The organism is Arthrobacter sp. 2MCAF14 (assembly GCF_052115645.1).
GTDB lineage: Bacteria > Actinomycetota > Actinomycetes > Actinomycetales > Micrococcaceae > Arthrobacter.
Genome location: NZ_JBFRHB010000062.1, coordinates 1 through 14816 on the forward strand (window position 1 = coordinate 1; position 14816 = coordinate 14816).

The 14816-nt window shown below is 63.5% G+C and carries 13 protein-coding genes, 1 rRNA gene and 1 pseudogene; 11 read left to right on the plus strand and 4 right to left on the minus strand.

Annotated features, from left to right (window positions below; all coding sequences use genetic code 11):
* Nucleotides 1-87: ribosomal RNA gene (rrf, locus tag AB4074_RS23535) — 5S ribosomal RNA — on the plus strand; the annotation flags it as partial.
* A gap of 177 nt (nucleotides 88-264) precedes the next feature.
* On the opposite strand, the gene AB4074_RS23540 is transcribed toward rrf, so the two are convergent.
* From AB4074_RS23540 to AB4074_RS23550, 3 genes are read right to left on the minus strand one after another with little or no spacing between them, the layout of a single operon-like run.
* Nucleotides 265-1098 carry an alpha/beta fold hydrolase gene (locus tag AB4074_RS23540; RefSeq protein ID WP_441415557.1) on the minus strand — a complete coding sequence of 278 codons (834 nt, stop codon included), beginning with the start codon at nucleotides 1096-1098 and terminating at the stop codon, nucleotides 265-267.
* Nucleotides 1099-1129: 31 nt separating this feature from the next.
* Nucleotides 1130-1984 (minus strand): alpha/beta fold hydrolase, encoded by an 855-nt coding sequence (locus tag AB4074_RS23545; RefSeq protein WP_441415558.1) that lies wholly within the window; start codon nucleotides 1982-1984, stop codon nucleotides 1130-1132.
* A 4-nt stretch (nucleotides 1985-1988) separates the two neighbouring features.
* Nucleotides 1989-2870 (minus strand): alpha/beta fold hydrolase, encoded by an 882-nt coding sequence (locus AB4074_RS23550; RefSeq protein ID WP_441415559.1) that lies wholly within the window; start codon nucleotides 2868-2870, stop codon nucleotides 1989-1991.
* A gap of 77 nt (nucleotides 2871-2947) precedes the next feature.
* Here AB4074_RS23550 and lysS point away from each other — a divergent pair, with 77 nt between their 5' ends.
* The 9 genes from lysS to dhaM all read left to right on the plus strand — a co-directional run bounded on the left by lysS (nucleotide 2948) and on the right by dhaM (nucleotide 13716).
* On the plus strand, nucleotides 2948-4477 hold the full coding sequence (gene lysS, locus AB4074_RS23555; RefSeq protein ID WP_441415560.1) for a lysine--tRNA ligase: 1530 nt from the start codon (nucleotides 2948-2950) through the stop codon (nucleotides 4475-4477).
* A 2-nt stretch (nucleotides 4478-4479) separates the two neighbouring features.
* Nucleotides 4480-4656 (plus strand): hypothetical protein, encoded by a 177-nt coding sequence (locus AB4074_RS23560; RefSeq protein ID WP_172465751.1) that lies wholly within the window; start codon nucleotides 4480-4482, stop codon nucleotides 4654-4656.
* A 162-nt stretch (nucleotides 4657-4818) separates the two neighbouring features.
* Entirely contained in the window at nucleotides 4819-5145 is a 327-nt protein-coding gene (locus AB4074_RS23565) for a histone-like nucleoid-structuring protein Lsr2 (protein ID WP_236814113.1), read from the plus strand.
* A gap of 373 nt (nucleotides 5146-5518) precedes the next feature.
* Complete coding sequence (locus tag AB4074_RS23570; RefSeq protein WP_078106967.1) at nucleotides 5519-8011, plus strand: ATP-dependent Clp protease ATP-binding subunit; 2493 nt, start codon at nucleotides 5519-5521, stop codon at nucleotides 8009-8011.
* Between the two features lie 214 nt (nucleotides 8012-8225).
* Nucleotides 8226-10328 carry a prolyl oligopeptidase family serine peptidase gene (locus AB4074_RS23575; RefSeq protein WP_441415561.1) on the plus strand — a complete coding sequence of 701 codons (2103 nt, stop codon included), beginning with the start codon at nucleotides 8226-8228 and terminating at the stop codon, nucleotides 10326-10328.
* A gap of 28 nt (nucleotides 10329-10356) precedes the next feature.
* Nucleotides 10357-10866, plus strand: a complete 510-nt coding sequence (locus tag AB4074_RS23580; protein ID WP_059388339.1) for an amino-acid N-acetyltransferase — start codon at nucleotides 10357-10359, stop codon at nucleotides 10864-10866.
* Nucleotides 10867-11369: 503 nt separating this feature from the next.
* Nucleotides 11370-12371 carry a dihydroxyacetone kinase subunit DhaK gene (gene dhaK / locus AB4074_RS23585; RefSeq protein WP_236814121.1) on the plus strand — a complete coding sequence of 334 codons (1002 nt, stop codon included), beginning with the start codon at nucleotides 11370-11372 and terminating at the stop codon, nucleotides 12369-12371.
* 2 nt (nucleotides 12372-12373) lie between these two features.
* The gene (dhaL, locus tag AB4074_RS23590; protein WP_441415564.1) at nucleotides 12374-13024 is read left to right on the plus strand and encodes a dihydroxyacetone kinase subunit DhaL; all 651 of its coding nucleotides are present in this window, start codon (nucleotides 12374-12376) and stop codon (nucleotides 13022-13024) included.
* On the plus strand, nucleotides 13021-13716 hold the full coding sequence (dhaM, locus tag AB4074_RS23595; protein ID WP_441415562.1) for a dihydroxyacetone kinase phosphoryl donor subunit DhaM: 696 nt from the start codon (nucleotides 13021-13023) through the stop codon (nucleotides 13714-13716). Before dhaL ends, dhaM begins: the two co-directional genes overlap by 4 nt.
* 66 nt (nucleotides 13717-13782) lie before the next feature.
* Here dhaM and AB4074_RS23600 read toward each other — a convergent pair whose 3' ends face one another.
* On the minus strand, nucleotides 13783-13965 hold the full coding sequence (locus AB4074_RS23600) for a hypothetical protein (protein ID WP_441415563.1): 183 nt from the start codon (nucleotides 13963-13965) through the stop codon (nucleotides 13783-13785).
* Nucleotides 13966-14442: 477 nt separating this feature from the next.
* Between AB4074_RS23600 and AB4074_RS23605 the strand changes: the two are divergent.
* Nucleotides 14443-14816: pseudogene (locus AB4074_RS23605) on the plus strand (hypothetical protein); the annotation flags it as partial.

Here is a 14816-nt window from a genome sequence, read left to right on the forward strand (position 1 = left end):
GGTCCCATTCCGAACCCGGAAGCTAAGACCCACAGCGCCGATGGTACTGCACCCGGGAGGGTGTGGGAGAGTAGGACACCGCCGGACAACCATTAACGGTCAGGCCCCGACACCACGTGTCGGGGCCTGACCCATTTAAAACACCCCCGGCAAAAACGAGCCCGCGTCCCGCCGGAACCCCCCTATAAACGAGCCGGCATCCCGCCGGGACCCCCTATAAGTGAGCCGGCATCCCGCCAGAACCCCCTATAAGTGAGCCGGCGTTTAGCCCGAGAAGAAGTCGGAAAGCTCGGCGATGAGCTTGTCGGGTGCGCGGATCACGCCGTCGTGGCCGTGGCCGGGGAGGATGGTGTAGCTCGATCCGGAGAGCACGTCATGGATCTGGCCGCATGCCACACCGAAGTAGGCGGGGCTCTTTTCCCCCACCACAATGAGCGTTTCCAGCGGCAGCTCAAGGAACGGCTCCGCGGGCATGTCCGCGGCGATGACTGCCTTGATCTCACGCACGCCGGCCTGCATGAGCTCACGCATCTGCTTTCCCATGGGAGTGCCCGACGTCAGCTTGGTGACGAGTGTCAGCATGGACAGCGGCATCCGCGCGAAGGCGCCCTCCGTCTCGACGCCCTTCACAAGCACAGCGAGCCCGCGGTCAAAGTCTCCAGCCGCCGTCGCGCGCTCGTATTCGCTCGTCCACTCGGCCTTCACGCTGTGGTTGACGGAGACTGCGGGGTCGTAGACCGCCAGGCGTTCCACCGGTAGCGTGCGCGCCGCGTGCAGGGCAACTGCGCCTCCGAAGCTGTGGCCGAAGACATCGGTGCTGGCGGTGTGCTTCATGACTTCGGAAAGATCCCGGATGTCGACGTCGAGGGTGTAGTCCTCGGGCTGCGGCGACGATTCACCACGGCCGCGGCGGTTGAAGGTGTGGACCGGGCGACCAAGGGCGGCACTGAGTTTCTGGGCAAACTTGGAGTAGTCTGCGGCGGTCACCATCGAGGCGGGCACGACGACGACGCCGGAGCCGCCACCGGCAAGCTCACCGCCCGTCGTGAAGAGCTCGAGGGTTCCGCCGTCGGCCGTTGTGATGTTCTCGCGCGTCATCCTTCGAGCCTAACGGAGCCGCGGGGTTCCGTCAGTCCTTGAAATAGCTGGAAAGGTCCGTCACGAGTTCCTTGACCGCGGCAGGAATGGATCCGTGAAAGCCTTTTGGCGATACCACCAGCGTGCTTCCGGGGACGGCTGCGTACAGCCGCTCTGCAGTGACCTTGTAGTATTCGGGGCTTTTGCTGCCCACGATAAATTGCGTGCTTCGGGGGAGCACGGAGAAGTCCCGCGGGCGCGCAGCTTCGTCGTAGGCGGCTTTGAGTTCTGCCACGCCCGTTGGCATGAGTCCCCTGAGGACCTTGTTGACCTTGGTGTGGGAAACGAGGGCCATGAGTCCGGCCAGGATGGGCTCCGGGATTCGCGCCAAGGCGGTGCCAGGCTGCATGCCCCTCTTCATCCTGGCCATGGCACGCCCTACATTTCCGCTATCCACGGATTGGGCAAAGCCTTCCAACCAGCCCATGTCCATGCTCCCGTCGATGTTCACGGCGGCGTCGTACACGGCAAGTTTGTCAGGTTCGTAGCTTGTCCCCGCAAACTCCTGCACGGCGTTCAGTGCCACGGATCCGCCAAGGCTGTGGCCAAGGAGGTTCCTGGCGCCTGTGGCGTCCATGATGCTCCGCACGTCCGCAATCTCCGTGGCCATGGAGTAGTTTGCGGGTAGTTCCGTCGAGCTGCCGCGGCCCCTGCGATCGTAGACGTCGACTGCCCAACCTTCGCCGAGTCCGTTGGATAGCGCCATGGAAAAAGGCCTGTAGATGAGCGCGGTCAGGAATGCGCCCCCGATGAGCACCACGCGGTGCTCTCCCGGAGCATCCGCCGAGCCGTAACTGTACAAGGCGAGCTTGCCGCCGTCGGGGGTGGGGACCTCACGTTCTATCACCGCTTCATCCTAGGGTGACGGCGCCAGGTGCCAGGTAGCGGGCAATCCTCACAGCGAGCTGCTTGCCTGGCCGGAGAGGACCCTCGTGGAACTGGAGTGGGACTATCGAGAAGTCCACCGCCGGTATGGCAGCTGCAAGCTGCCGACCGGTTTCGGCAAAGTACGCCGGACTCCATCCGCCACTTAGCATCAGCGTTGGCGTTTTCAACTCCGCATAGTCTTGGATATGCGAGTCGGCGTCAATGATCGCGCGCATCTCCAACACCGCCGTCGGGAGCAGTTCCCGCATCTCGGATCCCAACCTCGTCTTGGCGGAGAGGATGCTGATCACCCGCAGCGCCCCGAGCGGCAAATAGGAAATCGGGCCGGCCGTGCCCAGCCCCTGGACCAAATGCGCCCAGGCGTTGTCGAGCTGGCCCGCGGTGACGGCCTCTTCCAATTGCGGTCGCCAGCGCCCGTTCAAGTTGCCGGAGAGGGAAACCGCGGCGTCGTAAGTGACGAGGCGGGAAATTGGTGCACGCAGCGCCGCCTGGAGCGCGACGAATCCGCCATAGCTGTGGCCAACAACATCGGTGGATCCGCTCGCTTCCATCACGGAAAGCAAGTCGCTGGTCTCCGTCGCAGCGGAGTAGCCGGGCGGCTGCGGTGCCGACCGGCCGCGGCCGCGCCGGTTGTAGGAATGCACCGGCCGGCCGAGCAGGACGCTCAGGTTCCGGGCGAATGGCCAGTAAAGGGAATCGGTCACCAAGGTGCCGTGAACGAGGACGACGCCGGGCTCCTCCGTAGCGCTCGAAGCGCCGGGAATGGACGCTTCGGCTACCGGCCGGAAGGAGTGCACCTCGAGGTGGCCGCCGTCGTCGTCCGTTTCAACTGTCCATGTCTCCACAGCCCGAGTCTATGTTGCCGCGGGGGCGGGGTGGGAAGATAGGGAACTCTAAGGAATCCCCGGTAAACTTGTGGATTGTGACTTCCGCAAACACCCCATCCCCGCACACCGCCGCCGAGCCAGCCGACGCCAGCGAACAGATGCGCATCCGCATGGACAAGCGCAGCAAGCTGATTGAGCGCGGCACCGAGGCCTACCCGGTGGGTGTTGAGCGGACGCATTCCCTCGCTGAGATCCGCGAGAAGTACGCCCATCTCCAGGCTGACGAAACCACCGGCGACATCGTGGGCATCACCGGCCGCGTCGTGTTCGTGCGCAACACGGGCAAGCTCTGCTTCGCCACCCTCCAGGAAGGCGGTGTGGACGGGAAGGGCGTGCGCCTGCAGGCGATGCTCAGCCTCGCGAATGTCGGCGAGGAAACTCTCGCGGACTGGAAAGCTCTGGTGGACCTCGGCGACCACGTCTTCATCAAGGGCGAAGTCATTTCCTCCAGGCGTGGCGAGCTGTCCGTCATGGCCGACTCCTGGTCGATGGCCTCCAAGGCCTTGCGCCCGTTGCCGGTGCTGCACGCCGAACTGAATGAGGAAACCCGTGTCAGGCAGCGCTACGTGGACCTCATGGTCCGCGACGAAGCCCGGGAAATGGTCTACACCCGCGCAGCGATTACCCGCTCGGTCCGCGACACCCTGGACCGCCGCGGCTATGTGGAAGTGGAGACCCCCATCCTGCAGCTCGTCCACGGCGGTGCCACGGCACGCCCGTTCGAGACGCACATGAATGCCTTCGACCAGAAGATGACGCTGCGTATCGCTACCGAGCTCTTCCTCAAGCGCGCCGTCGTGGGCGGAATCGACCGCGTCTACGACATGGGCCGCGTCTTCCGCAACGAAGGCGTCGACTCGACGCACAGCCCCGAATTCACCACGTTGGAATGCTACGAGGCGTGGGCGGACCAGTTCGTCATGGCCGAGCGCATGAAGGAAATCATCCTGAACGTCGCCGACGTCGTGGGCACCCGCACCATCCAGACCCACGCCGGAGAGATCGACCTCGACGGCGAATGGGCTTGGGTTGCCGTCTACCCCGGGCTCTCCGAGGCGATCGGCGAGGAAATCACTCCGGACACCACGGTGGCGGAACTGCAGGCGATTGCCGCCAAGCACGAGGTCAAGGTGGATCCCAAGTGGGATGCCGAAAAGGTTGTAGTTGAGTTGTTTGGCGAGATCGTCGAACCCACCCTGCTCAACCCGACCTTTGTCTACAACTACCCTCCCTCCGCGCAGCCCCTTGCCCGGCCGCATCGGGAGGACGGCCGCCTGATCGAGGCCTGGGACCTCATCATCGGCGGCATGGAACGCGGCACGGCCTTCTCCGAACTGATCGACCCCGTCATCCAGCGCGAACGCCTCACGGAGCAGTCGCGTCGTTCGGCAGCCGGCGATGTCGAGGCCATGCAGCTGGATGAAGACTTCCTGCGCGCCCTTGAATACGGTGCTCCGCCCATGGGCGGCATCGGCCTAGGCATCGACCGCTTGGTCATGCTGTTCACCGGAGCAGGCATCCGGGAAACCATCCTGTTCCCACTCCTCAAGCCCGAAGGGCACTGACCATGGAATACATTGCCGTTCTTGCACCGTCCGTCGTTGTCGGACTTCTCTTTTGGTTTGCCATGAAGGCTATCTTCAACGCGGACAAATCAGAGCGCCAAGCAGAAGCCCGCGCCCAGGAAGAAGCCGGATTCGGAATTGCCAAGCCGGCGGGCGACGGCTCAACCCCTGCCAAATAGCTCTTTCTCCGGGCGCTCCAGAAGATTTAATAGTGTCTTTGGCGATCCCTTTGAGGATGCCTTTGGCCGAGCCTTTGACGATGTGCCATGCGTTGGACGATAATCTTTAATTAGTAGTCTAGCTATTCTGCATATCCGACCCCTCCAAAAGAGAGTCTTTTCATGGCACAGAAAGTCAAAATTATCCTCGTTGACGACCTGGATGAGGGCTCCGCGGATGAAACTGTCCGCTTTGGCCTTGACGGAGTCAGTTACGAAATGGACCTGTCCAGTGCCAACGCTGCGAAGCTGCGGGACGCTCTTGGGCCATTTGTCGCTAAGGCGCGCAAGACATCGACCGGCCGTGCAACGCGTAGCCGCGTTGCCGCAGGCAGAAACCAGGACTCCGCACAGATCCGTCAATGGGCGCGCGACAACGGTTATACCGTAAACAGCCGTGGCCGCATTCAGGCCGAAATTCAGGAAGCCTACCAGAAGGCCAATTCCTAACACCAAGTATCAATACCCCGGCCCTACGGCCGGGGTATTGTTTTTTAACCGCACGGCTCGCCGGGATAACGATGTCGTTTGGCACTGTGCCTCCACTATTCCCCGGAAGACTTGGAGCCGACCCGGCATATCCGGTGGACAGTCACCACGTTTGCCGGGAAGAACGACGGCGGCCGGCCCGTGGGGGTATCGACGGAAGCGCGGCGTGACCGTGGAAGCCCTGGATTCGGTCTCCGCCGTGATCCCGAGGCCCACGGACGAGTTGAGCGGACTTATTCCCGGTGCGGCCATGTTTCCCCTGTGGCGAACACGCCCCAAAATTCCAGCGTTGCCACGTAGCATCAAAGTACGTCGTAGCTAGGAGTGTGGCGAAATGTTTGAGAGATTTACGGACCGTGCCCGTCGCGTTGTTGTGCTTGCCCAAGAAGAGGCACGCATGCTCAACCACAACTACATCGGTACCGAGCACATCCTCTTGGGTCTGATCCACGAGGGTGAGGGCGTTGCCGCCAAGGCGCTGGAGTCCCTGAGCATTTCGCTCGATGGCGTCCGCGAGCAGGTACAGGAGATCATCGGCCAGGGCCAGCAAGCCCCGTCGGGCCACATCCCCTTCACCCCGCGTGCCAAGAAGGTGCTTGAGCTCTCGCTCCGCGAAGCCCTGCAGCTCGGCCACAACTACATCGGCACCGAGCACATCCTGCTCGGCCTCATCCGCGAGGGTGAAGGCGTTGCCGCGCAGGTCCTGGTCAAGCTTGGCGCCGACCTCAACCGCGTCCGCCAGCAGGTCATCCAGCTGCTTTCCGGCTACCAGGGCAAAGAAACTGCGGGTCCCGGCTCAGGTCCCGGCCAACAGGAAGGCACCCCCGCCGGTTCGGTAGTGCTCGACCAGTTCGGCCGCAACCTCACCCAGGCGGCGCGGGAAAACAAGCTTGATCCCGTGATCGGCCGTGAGCTGGAGATGGAACGCGTCATGCAGGTCCTCTCCCGTCGGACCAAGAACAACCCCGTGCTGATCGGTGAGCCCGGCGTCGGCAAGACTGCCGTCGTCGAGGGCCTTGCCCAGGCGATTGTCCGGGGAGATGTGCCGGAGACCATCAAGGACAAGCAGCTCTACACGCTTGACCTTGGTTCCCTTGTTGCCGGTTCCCGTTACCGTGGTGACTTCGAAGAGCGCCTGAAGAAGGTCCTCAAGGAAATCCGGACCCGCGGCGACATCATCCTCTTCATCGACGAGATCCACACGCTCGTGGGTGCCGGCGCTGCAGAAGGTGCCATCGATGCCGCGTCCATCCTCAAGCCGATGCTGGCCCGTGGTGAACTCCAGACCATTGGTGCCACCACACTGGACGAGTACCGCAAGCACATTGAGAAGGACGCCGCCTTGGAGCGCCGCTTCCAGCCGATCCAGGTCAAGGAGCCTTCCGTCGCGCATGCGATCGAGATCCTCAAGGGCCTGCGTGACCGCTACGAAGCGCACCACCGGGTGACTATCACCGACGGCGCCCTTGCTTCTGCTGCAACGCTGGCCGAGCGCTACATCTCTGACCGCTTCCTGCCGGACAAGGCGATCGACCTGATCGATGAAGCAGGTGCACGGCTTCGCATCCGCCGCATGACCGCCCCGCCGGAGCTCAAGGCCATGGATGAGCGCATCGCCGAAGTGAAGATGGAGAAGGAATCCGCCATCGACGCCCAGGACTTCGAAGGTGCCGCCTCGCTGCGCGACAAGGAGCAGAAGCTCATTGCCGAGCGTGCCGAGAAGGAACGCAACTGGAAGTCCGGCGGCATGGATGATATTTCCGAGGTGGACGAGGAGCTGATTGCCGAAGTTCTCGCGAACTCCACCGGCATCCCGGTCTTCAAACTCACCGAGGAAGAATCCAGCCGTCTCCTCAAGATGGAAGACGAGCTGCACAAGCGGGTCGTCGGCCAGGATGAGGCCATCCGTGCCCTCTCCCAGGCGATCCGCCGCACACGTGCAGGCCTGAAGGACCCCAAGCGTCCGGGTGGCTCGTTCATCTTCGCCGGCCCCACCGGCGTCGGCAAGACCGAGCTCGCCAAAGCGCTGGCCGAATTCCTGTTCGGTGAAGAGGACGCCCTCATCACGCTGGACATGTCCGAGTACTCCGAGAAGCACACGGTTTCGCGTCTCTTCGGTGCCCCTCCCGGCTACGTCGGCTACGAAGAAGGCGGCCAGTTGACGGAGAAGGTCCGCCGTCGTCCGTTCTCCGTGGTGCTGTTCGACGAAGTGGAGAAGGCCCACGCCGATCTCTTCAACTCGCTGCTGCAGATCCTGGAAGACGGCCGCCTGACCGACTCCCAGGGCCGGGTGGTGGACTTCAAGAACACGGTGATCATCATGACCACCAACCTGGGTACCCGCGACATCTCCAAGAGCGTGGCGACCGGTTTCCAGTCCGGTACGGACACCACCACCGGCTACAACCGGATGCGGGCACGGGTCACCGAAGAGCTCAAGCAGCACTTCCGCCCCGAGTTCCTCAACCGCGTTGACGACGTCGTGGTGTTCCCGCAGCTCACGCAGGACGAGATCATCGAGATCGTGGACCTCTTCGTCACGCGCCTCGAGGGCCGCCTCAAGGACAAGGACATGGGCATCGAGCTCACCACGGCCGCCAAGGTCCTCCTGGCGACCCGGGGCTACGATCCCGCCATGGGTGCCAGGCCGCTGCGCCGGACCATCCAGCGCGAGATCGAGGACCAGCTCTCCGAGAAGATCCTCTTCGGCGAGCTCCACCCGGGTGACATCGTGGTGGTCGATGTGGACGGCGAGGGCGACGAGGCCAAGTTCACCTTCGCCGGCAACGCCAAGCCGCGCATCCCGGAAATCGCTCCGAGCGCCTAGGTTCAGGTTCCGCCGACTCAAAGGCCCCGCCCGCTCCCCTCAAGGAGCTGGCGGGGTTTTTGCGTTAACCCGACCCAAGTAGATCGCAGTTGTTGTCGTTTTGGCGCCTCATAACGTCAACAACTGCGAGCCAGTTGGGTGAATATCTGAAATAACTGTTTCACTCTTAGTGAACTTTTTGTGATCTGGGGCACATTGCGTGTTGAATCAGGGCATGGATTCGAATGCCTCCGAGACCCCGAGCACGCAACCCGAAACTCCTTTCCACGATCTCGACCACTACCTGGCCATCCCCCGGGTCGGCGGCCTGGCTCTCAGCACGGACGGAAGCCGCCTGGTCACTACGGTTTCCACACTCAACGCCAAGGGCACTGAATACGTCACGGCCCTTTGGGAGCTTGATCCTGCCGGAAAGAAGCACGCCCGCCGCATCACCCGCAGCGCCAAGGGAGAAACCGGCGCGGTGTTTGCCGCCAACGGTGACCTCTACTTCACCTCAGCACGGCCCGATCCTGACAGCCCCGAAGCGGATCCCGTGAGTGCGTTGTGGCTCCTGCCGGCCGACGGCGGTGAGGCCCGGGTGGTGCACTCCCGTGCAGGCGGAATCGGGGGCGTCATGGCCGCGTCTGCCGCGGACGCAACTTTCGTGACGGCCTCGGTCCTTGCCGGTTCCACCGATGAGGAAAATGACGAGGAGCGCCGCAAGAGCCGCAAGGACAACAAGGTAGCGGCCATTCTGCACACCGGCTACCCGGTGCGTTACTGGGACGCAGATCTGGGCCCGGCCCAGCCCAGGCTGTTCGCCGTGGAAAACGGAGGCGCGGCTGAGTCCGGGAAGCCCGCGACCGTGGACGCAACCGCACCCCTGAAGCTGCGCAATCTGACGCCCGACGTCGGCGGCAACCTCCGCAACACCCACGCGGTGGTCAGCCCGGACGGCAAGACGATCTATACGAGCCTGGCCAAGCCGCTCGCGAAGGCGGACACGCGCTTTGTGCTCGCCGCTGTCGATGTGGCCTCCGGCTCGATCAAGGTGCTCCTTGACCATGAGGGAATGAGCTATTTCCCGGGCCCGGTCAGCCCTGACAACAAGATGCTCTCGGTAGTCAGCGAAAGCGACAGTACCCCCGGGCAGGCACCCCAGGTCAAACTCCACCTCTTGAACGTCGGGGCGGGAGAAACCCTTGACCTAGAGCCCCTCGCGCCCGGTTGGGACCGCTGGGGCAACCCCGCAGCCTGGCTGCCGGACGGGCACTCGCTCCTCGTCACGGCCGACGACGACGGCGCGACGCCGGTCTTCCGGGTCGCCGTCGCGGACGGTACGGTCACCCGGGTGACGCAGGACGCGGCGGCGTACACCGACGTCGTGGTTTCGCCGGATGGGCTGAGTGCGTTCGCGCTGCGCAGCTCTTATGAATTCCCGGCGGAAGCCGTCCGGATCGAGCTCGCCTCGGGCGACGTCGAGCGGCTCCCCGCGCCCGCTGAGCGCCCCACGATCAAAGGCAAGTTGGAGCGGGTGGAGACGAGCGCGGCTGATGGTTCGAGGGTTCCGGCCTACCTCGCGCTCCCGGAAGGCGCGTCGGGGGCGAATCCGGCGCCCTTGCTGTTGTGGATCCACGGCGGGCCGTTGGGCTCGTGGAATGCCTGGACCTGGCGGTGGAATCCATGGCTGCTCGTGTCGAAGGGGTATGCCGTGCTGCTGCCGGACCCGGCATTGTCCACCGGGTACGGCCAGCAATTCATCCAGCGCGGCTGGGGCGAATGGGGCAAGGCGCCGTATACGGACCTTATGTCCATCACCGACGCAGTGGTCCAGCGGCCCGACATTGACCAGGCGCGGACAGCCGCCATGGGTGGGTCGTTCGGCGGATACATGGCCAACTGGGTGGCCGGGCACACGGATCGTTTCAAGGCGATCGTGACGCACGCCAGTCTGTGGGCCATGGACCAGTTCGGGCCCACAACGGACGCTTCGCAGTACTGGCTCAAGGAAATGACCGCAGAGATGGCACTGGACAACTCGCCCCATCTCCATGTCGGGAAGATCAAGACACCCATGCTGGTGATCCACGGCGACAAGGACTACCGAGTGCCGATCGGCGAGGGCCTGAGGCTTTGGTACGAACTGCTTTCCAGTTCCGGGCTGCCCGCCGATGAGAACGGTGAGACCCAGCACCGCTTCCTGTACTTCCCTGACGAGAACCATTGGATCCTGCAGCCGCAGCACGCCAAGGTCTGGTACGGCGTCGTGGAGCACTTCCTTTCCAGGCAGGTACTTGGACAGGACGTTCCTCTTCCTGAGGACCTGGGGCTTTAGGCGCCTTCGGCCTCGTAAGATTGTGGCTGTGACTTCGACGTTCAGTATCCGCCCTGCCCGCACCGGCGATGTTGCCGCGATCAAGCGGCTTGTAGCGCCTCTGGCGGAGCAGCGAATCCTGATGGCCAAGGAGACGGTGGCCTACTACGAGAGCCTTCAGGAGTTCCGGATTGCCGAATCGTCCGATGGCGAGGTGATCGGTTGCGGTGCCCTGCACGTCATGTGGGAGGACCTGGCCGAGGTGCGCACCTTGGCGGCGGACGACAACTGGCGAGGCAAAGGCGTGGGTCACGTCCTTGTCCAGCAACTCCTGGAGGACGCCCGGGCCTTGGGGGTTGCGCGTGTCTTCTGCCTGACGTTCGAAGTGGACTTCTTCAAGCGCCACGGATTCGAAGTCATGGCGGACCAAACCGCCGTCGATCCCCAGGTCTACTCGGAATTGCTGCGTTCCCATGACGAAGGCGTGGCCGAGTTCCTGGATCTCGCCCGCGTGAAGCCCAATACCCTGGGCAACACCCGCATGATCAAGGTCCTTTAGCTCCGCTTCTTCTCCTTGGCTCCTGTATGTGCCAGCCCTGACCTCTTTACGTATATCAACTTGATGGATAAACTAATTGAGGCTCGGTTGCGGCGGGCCAACCATACTGTGGAGGCGAGAAATGAAGTACCACGTTATGTTTCCGGACTTTTCAGGTTTCCAAATTGACATGCCGCGTCCCGGCGCCACACCGGAGTCGCGCAAGCAGGGGACCGGAGGTTGCATGCGGTCCGGGTGCATGGATCTTTGGCCCGACTCGATGGCCAAAGACGCAACACCCCAAAACTTCAGCATCGGTCGTTTGACGGTGGGCGGGCCCCCGCACTGACCGGGCGGATGCCGGAAGGTTTTTCAGAAGGGACAACCATTGGGGGTTGTCCCTTCTGCGTTTCCGTCGCTGGGTTCTGTGTTGCACGTCCCCACATACGGACCGTTCCCCTACCGTGCCCGGGGCGCTGGTAGTAGGGTCAAATCACCTACCAGCAACGCCCCAGGAGCGCGCCATGAAAAAGCTCATCAACGATCCCCGCTCGGTGGTGGACGAGTCTGTCGAAGGTTTCGGCATGGCCCATGCCGATCTCGTGGACGTCCATACGGACCCCATCTTCGTCGTTCGAAAAGGAGCGCCCGTGGCCGGCAAGGTGGCGCTTGTGTCGGGAGGTGGGAGCGGCCACGAGCCCCTTCATGCCGGCTTTGTGGGGCACGGAATGCTCGACGCCGCCGTGCCGGGTGCCGTGTTCACCTCGCCCACTCCTGACCAGATCATTCCGGCGACCGCCGCAGTCGATTCAGGCGCCGGCGTCATACACATCGTGAAGAACTACACCGGTGACGTGCTGAACTTCGAGACCGCGGCAGAGATGGCCCAGGCTGAAGGAATCAGCGTCCGCTCGGTTCTCGTCAACGACGACGTCGCTGTGGAGGATTCCCTGTATACGGCAGGCCGTCGCGGCGTGGGTGGCACTGTGCTGGTCGAAAAGATTGCCGGCGCGGCAGCGGAGCGTGGGGATTCGCTGGAGGCCGTCGCGGGTGTGGCGGAGGGAGTCGTCCGCAACGTGCGCACTATGGGCGTCGCCTTGTCCGGCTGCACCGTGCCGCATGCCGGGGTACCCAGCTTTGAACTCGCTGACGACGAAATCGAAATCGGCATCGGCATTCACGGCGAACCGGGCAGGCACCGGATCGCCATGGAGGGAGCCGACGCCATCACCAGCCGCCTATTGGACCCCGTCCTGGAGGATCTCGGGATCAAGGCCGGTGAAGAGGTGCTGCTCTTCGTCAACGGAATGGGCGGTACGCCCCTCAGTGAGTTGTACATTGTCTACCGCCGGGCGGCCCAGATCCTCGCGGAAAGAGGAGCCAAGGTGGAGCGCTCACTGGTGGGCAACTATGTCACGTCGCTTGAGATGCAAGGCTGCTCCATCTCGGTACTGCGGCTCGATGACGAACTGACCGCCCTGTGGGACGCACCCGTCCATACTCCGGCCCTGCGTTGGGGGATGTGACAGTGGGCCTGGGGGTCGAATGGGCGGTCCAATGGTTGACCCTCTCCGCTCGGCTCATGTCCGAGCATCGGGAGGAATTGATTGCGCTGGACCGTGCGATAGGCGACTCCGACCACGGCGAAAACATGGACCGGGGATTCCAGGCCGTCATGGAGAAACTTGCCCAGACTCCGCCCGAGACACCTGGCGCAGCCCTGAAACTGGCCGCGATGGCGCTGATGTCAAAGGTGGGCGGGGCGGCCGGACCGCTGTATGGAACCGCGTATCTTCGGGCGGCCACGGCGCTGGGAGAAAGCGCGGACGTTGATGCAGCGGCGCTCGCCGGCGCACTGACCGCAGCCCGGGACGGAATTGTTGCCCGCGGTAAGGCGGAGCTTGGCGATAAAACCATGGTGGACGCCTGGTCTCCGGCTGTGGAAGCCGCGGACGAGGTCCTGGTGGCCGGTGGAGATGCTGTGGCGGTGTTGGCTGCGGCGGCCGAGGCTGCCGAGGTTGGTGCCGTCACGACAGATCCGTTGGTAGCCCGCAAGGGGCGCGCAAGCTACCTCGGTGAACGCAGCGCAGGTCACCGCGATCCAGGGGCTGCGTCTTCTGCCTTGTTGTTGCGCGCAGCCGCTACCGCTGCGGGATTTCTTGAAGGGGCCGCTGAATGACGGTGGGCTTGGTGGTGGTCTCGCACAGCCGGAAAATCGCGGAAGGTGCCGTGGAATTGGCGGCGCAGATGGCCCCCGATGTGAAGTTCTACGCCGTCGGCGGCACGGATGATGGCCGGATTGGCACGGACCTGGAGAAAACGATCGCCGCATTCGAGGCAGGACTCGGGGAGGCTTCAGGGGATGGTGTGGTGGTCCTGACGGACCTTGGTTCCGCGGTCATGACGGCAGAATCAGCCGCGGAGTTCTGCAGCGAGCCGGAAAAGGTCCTCCTTGCCGACGCTCCCTTGGTTGAGGGCCTCGTTGCGGCCGCAGTGGCCACCCAGGGTGGTGCCCCGGCGGCCGCAGTGAAGGCCGCCGCCGAGGCGGTGCGTTTCGGTCAGGAGCCCGTTTTTGAGGCGGCGGGGCCGGCAGAATCCCAAGGCAGGGGCGAACCGGCGGAAAGCGGTGAGTTCGAGCTCGTAAATCCCATGGGAATGCACGCCAGGCCTGCGGCCAAAATTGCTGGCGGACTTGCCGGCCTGGATGTCGAGGCAACGGTAAATGGCGTCGATGGCACCTCGATTATGGAACTCATGAGCCTCGCCGTGGGCAAGGGCGGCAAGCTCAAGGTCGAGGCTTGGGGCAAAGATTCATCGAAGGCCGTGGATTACGTCAGGCGGCTGGTGGAACAGGGATTCGGCGAGATCTGACGCCGCGCCGAGATGTCGCTGCATGCCGGGATTTGCCGTGGTGCGGGGGTGAGGTGCGCGGGGTGTTCAGGACTGCCGCAGACCGTGGGCATCGAGCACGAGGCTTGCCGTGATGGCGGTCTGGCACTGCTCGCCCCACGGTTTGGCGCTTTTCGGGGTGAAGTTGAGTGTCCTGACGGGCAAGGTCCCGCCGTTTGTGTCCGTGCCAGTCACTTCGGCATCGATAGGCGAGGACGTCAGTGTTCCCATGTTGAGGAAGCCATAGCGGGTGCCATCCGGTGATGTGACGGCAGAGCATGACCCTTCAGGTTCCGGCCCGCAGGATTGAGGGAGCGACACGCTGCCCGGGCGCAGCTCCAAATCACCCTCGCGGCATTTCCCGTCCTGGCATGCCTTCAAATGGATGGTTTTGATCGTTGGCGCGTACTCTGCCGTAATTGTCAGGGAGACCACGGGGGCCATCGCAATTGCCGGACAAACGGTGACTTGAGGTTCGCATCCCGACCAGAGCGCCGCCGTCGTGGTCAATGCAATGGCGGCCCACAACCTGCGCATACTTGAGAATAATCCCGCACCCGGGGCCCGGAACGGGATATCTGCAACTGGCAGGCACATCGTTACCGACATCTACGGATCGTTGCGGCTCCGCGACCTCAAGGCCATTTCCGGCCGGGTTTTCCGCAGGGCGCAAGGAATGCGCCGACCGCAGAGAATAGGGTTCTTTGCATGACTGAACCCTCGGATCTGCATGCCACTCGCGCCGCCTACAACACGGTAGCCGCCGATTACGCTGAACTCCTGCGCAACGAACTCGACACCAAACCCTTTGACCGGGCCATGCTCGGCGCGTTCGCCGAGCTCGTGCGTTCCTCCGGAGGCCGGGCGGTTGCCGACATCGGTTGCGGGCCCGGACGGATCACGGCGTACCTGGATTCCCTCGGGCTGGCGGCTTTAGCCTCGATCCACCGATGTGCCCGGGCTGATGATTTGAATCCGGTTCGGCTCGTTGTGCGGGCAGGGAGCATGCTGGGGTGCCAGGCCTCGCTGCCCTTCGGTGTTCCACTGTTGGTCCTGGTTGCGCCGGGTGGCTGGGTGGGCGG

Coding starts and splice junctions, on each gene's coding strand:
- AB4074_RS23540 (WP_441415557.1), bottom strand. CDS start 1,098: ATGACGCGCGAGAACATCACAACGGCCGACGGCGGAACCCTCGAGCTC.
- AB4074_RS23560 (WP_172465751.1), top strand. CDS start 4,480: ATGGAATACATTGCCGTTCTTGCACCGTCCGTCGTTGTCGGACTTCTC.
- AB4074_RS23565 (WP_236814113.1), top strand. CDS start 4,819: ATGGCACAGAAAGTCAAAATTATCCTCGTTGACGACCTGGATGAGGGC.
- AB4074_RS23570 (WP_078106967.1), top strand. CDS start 5,519: ATGTTTGAGAGATTTACGGACCGTGCCCGTCGCGTTGTTGTGCTTGCC.
- AB4074_RS23575 (WP_441415561.1), top strand. CDS start 8,226: ATGGATTCGAATGCCTCCGAGACCCCGAGCACGCAACCCGAAACTCCT.
- dhaK (WP_236814121.1), top strand. CDS start 11,370: ATGAAAAAGCTCATCAACGATCCCCGCTCGGTGGTGGACGAGTCTGTC.
- dhaM (WP_441415562.1), top strand. CDS start 13,021: ATGACGGTGGGCTTGGTGGTGGTCTCGCACAGCCGGAAAATCGCGGAA.
- AB4074_RS23600 (WP_441415563.1), bottom strand. CDS start 13,965: ATGGGAACACTGACGTCCTCGCCTATCGATGCCGAAGTGACTGGCACG.